Annotated in this window: 5 protein-coding genes; 3 read left to right on the forward strand and 2 right to left on the reverse strand. The window is 60.9% G+C overall.

All coding sequences use genetic code 11. The features are described 5' to 3' along the window. Nucleotides 1-80: DUF3095 family protein (locus ACIQ2A_RS25830; RefSeq protein ID WP_398484930.1), on the forward strand; the 80-nt coding region annotated here is incomplete at its 5' end. Here ACIQ2A_RS25830 and ACIQ2A_RS25835 read toward each other — a convergent pair. Continuing rightward, nucleotides 81-518, reverse strand: a complete 438-nt coding sequence (locus tag ACIQ2A_RS25835; protein ID WP_398484922.1) for a DUF2147 domain-containing protein — start codon at nucleotides 516-518, stop codon at nucleotides 81-83. Nucleotides 519-640: 122 nt separating this feature from the next. After that, the gene (locus ACIQ2A_RS25840; RefSeq protein ID WP_398484924.1) at nucleotides 641-1165 is read right to left on the reverse strand and encodes a GNAT family N-acetyltransferase; all 525 of its coding nucleotides are present in this window, start codon (nucleotides 1163-1165) and stop codon (nucleotides 641-643) included. A gap of 114 nt (nucleotides 1166-1279) precedes the next feature. Here ACIQ2A_RS25840 and ACIQ2A_RS25845 point away from each other — a divergent pair, with 114 nt between their 5' ends. Both ACIQ2A_RS25845 and ACIQ2A_RS25850 read left to right on the forward strand, forming a co-directional pair. Beyond that, nucleotides 1280-2521: an MFS transporter gene (locus tag ACIQ2A_RS25845; protein WP_398484926.1), complete on the forward strand. Its 1242-nt coding sequence runs from the start codon at nucleotides 1280-1282 to the stop codon at nucleotides 2519-2521. A gap of 88 nt (nucleotides 2522-2609) precedes the next feature. Beyond that, nucleotides 2610-2956: superoxide dismutase (locus ACIQ2A_RS25850; protein ID WP_398484928.1), on the forward strand; the 347-nt coding region annotated here is incomplete at its 3' end.

Here is a 2956-nt window from a genome sequence, read left to right on the forward strand (position 1 = left end):
GCGATCATGTTCATTTCATCGATGGTGCGCGGGGCGGCTATGCCTCCGCGGCCACGGCATTGAAGGCGATGCCCGCCTGATCAGCGACCGACGCGGGTCCAGTTCTCGCCGCCGCAGAGGGCGCCGACGCAGCCTTCTACCTTCAGCGTATCGGGGCCGGCCAGCGACACATTGCTGGCATAGTAGCGGCCGTCATCGGCGTTGTAGATCTGGCCCGACCACGCATTCTGCGCGGTCGGCTTCATGCCGAAGAACAGGTGCACGCCGATCATCGAGCGCGTTGCGAGCTTCGGATCGGGATTCTTGTCGTCGATCGGTGCCTTGCCGGTGCGCGGATCGATCTTGTCACGCAATGAGACGATGGTGCCGCAGAGTTGGGAGCCGCATTTGTGGACGCGCACATTGGCGTCGCCGGCCTGGGTCTGCCACACGCCGCTGACATCGCCAGACTGTGCCTGCGCTGAGGTGGCGAGTGCGACACCCAGCAATGCGGTCATGACGGCGGTGCGGATGGACATGCAGTTCTCCTCGGATCAGGCGGCTTGCATAACAAGAAAACGGATTCGCGCAATTGCCGTGAGACGCCAGGGTAAAGCGAAATTGTCGCAATTACCGAGATTTGATCGGGATATGGGTGAGGTCACCACGGCAGGCCGCACAGATCCAGGTCCCCCTCATGGGGTGCGCGCTTCAGATAATAGACCAGCGGCTGCAGCGCGTCGAAGCGGATGCGTTCGCCTTTCTGTTCCGCGAACACCTCGCCCATGAAGGGCTTCCAGTTGCGGCTTGTATAGAAGCCGGCCATTTCTGGAGCGCAGAACAGCAGTGCGAAATCGTTCGAACGCTCGTCGCGTAGCGTATGCAGCGCGGCGTCGATGGCTACGCTGGCAAGGCCCTGGCGCTGGAAATCCGGATGCGTGACCAAGCCGCCGATGCCGCCGATCCGGATCTTGCGCTCCCGCCAGATGCCTTCGCGACGATACAGCCCGACATGGCAGACCGGCTGCTCGTCAGCCTCGACGATCACGCGCAGGTCGGCATGTGCGAATTCGACATTTCCCCAGGAGAACTGGGCAACTGTCTCCGGCGGCCAAACGAGGTCAAACAGCGGCTTGACGCGTGGCCAGGCCGGATCTCCCGTCACGATCTCAATTTCGATGCTCATTTTCGCCGATGACCCCTGCGTCCGGTGCAGGCTTATAGAACGGTGTATGGGTGGAAACTTATCGAATCCGGTGCTTATGTGAGAATAATCTTCTACAAACTCAAGGGCTACGGAATGACCGAGGCGGAGCTTACCAAGTATCAGCGCTGGGCAATTTTGGCCGGCGCGGCGACGTTGCTCAGCCTGGCCATGGGCATGCGCCAGAGCTTTGGCCTCTTCCAGCCATCGATCCTGCGCGACACTGCCATCACGACCGCCGATTTCTCGCTGGCGACAGCGCTTCAGAACGTGATGTGGGGCATCTCGCAGCCCTTCGTCGGCGCCATCGCCGATCGGTTTGGCGCGCGTTGGGTGATGATTTCAGGCGTTTTCATCTATGCGGCCGGCCTCGTTTTCATGCTGTTCGCCACCACGCCCCTGTATTTTACGCTCGGTGCGGGCTTGTGTGTCGGTCTCGCGCTGTCCTGCACGGCCTCGAGCATGACGATGACCGTCGCTTCGCGTTCGGTGTCGGCGGCCAAGCGTAGCGTCACCATGGGCGCGGTCTCGGCGGCTGGTTCGCTCGGCCTCGTCGTCGCATCGCCACTCGCACAAACGCTGATTTCCACCGCCGGCTGGCAGGTGGCGCTGATCGGCTTCCTCGGCCTCGCGGCGGTGATGATTCCGGCAGCTTTGTTCGCCGGTCAGTCCGACAAGATCGAACGTGCCCCGAGCGATGAACTGCCGCAGTCGCTCGGTGAGGTCGTGCAATCCGCACTCGGCCATTCCGGCTATATCGTGCTGGCGCTGTCGTTCTTCGTGTGTGGCCTGCAACTGGTGTTCATCACCACGCATCTGCCGAATTATCTCGCCACCTGCGGCCTTGATCCGTCGCTCGGCGCAACCGCGCTGGCAATGGTGGGCCTTTTCAATGTGTTCGGCTCCTATGCCTTCGGCTGGCTCGGTGGCCGTTATCCGAAGCAGATTTTGCTCGGCGGAATTTACATCGCGCGGTCATTCGCGCTCGCCGCATACTTCTATTTCCCGGCGACACCAACCACGACACTCGTTTTTGCGGCAGTCCTTGGCTCGCTCTGGCTCGGTGTCGTGCCGCTGGTGAATGGCCTAGTCGCGCAGCTGTTCGGCCTGCGTTACATGGCAACGCTGACCGGCATCGCCTTCCTCAGCCATCAGGCCGGCTCGTTCATGGGCGCCTGGGGCGGCGGGATGATCTTTTCGCATCTCGGCACTTACGATCGTGCATGGCAAGCGGCCGTCATTATCGGCCTGATCGCAGGCTGCTTCCAGATGCTGATGAATGTGAAGCCGCCGGTGCGGCGTGATGCCGTCCCGTCGGTGGTGCCGAGCGCCGCCTGAATGAAATGAGAGGGTGGGCGAGAGAACGGGAACCTTCTATAAAGGTTCCCGTTAAGCCAACTCTCCCATTAACGTGGACCTTGACCCCATGACCTTCACGCTTCCCGATCTGCCCTACGCTCATGACGCGCTCGCGCCGTATATGTCGAAGGAAACCTTGGAATTCCATCACGATAAGCACCATCAGGCTTACGTGACCAATGGCAACAACCTGCTGAAGGGCACCGAATTCGAGGGCAAGTCGCTCGAAGAGATCGTGAAGGGCTCGTTCGGCAAGAACGCCGCGCTCTTCAACAATGCCGGCCAGCACTACAACCATCTCCATTTCTGGAACTGGATGAAGCCGAATGGTGGTGGTGACAAACTGCCGGGCCGTCTGGCCAAGAAGATCGACGAGGATCTCGGCGGTCTCGACAAGTTCAAGGCCGATTTCGC

The sequence above is a fragment of the Tardiphaga sp. genome, assembly GCF_044336785.1.
GTDB lineage: Bacteria > Pseudomonadota > Alphaproteobacteria > Rhizobiales > Xanthobacteraceae > Tardiphaga.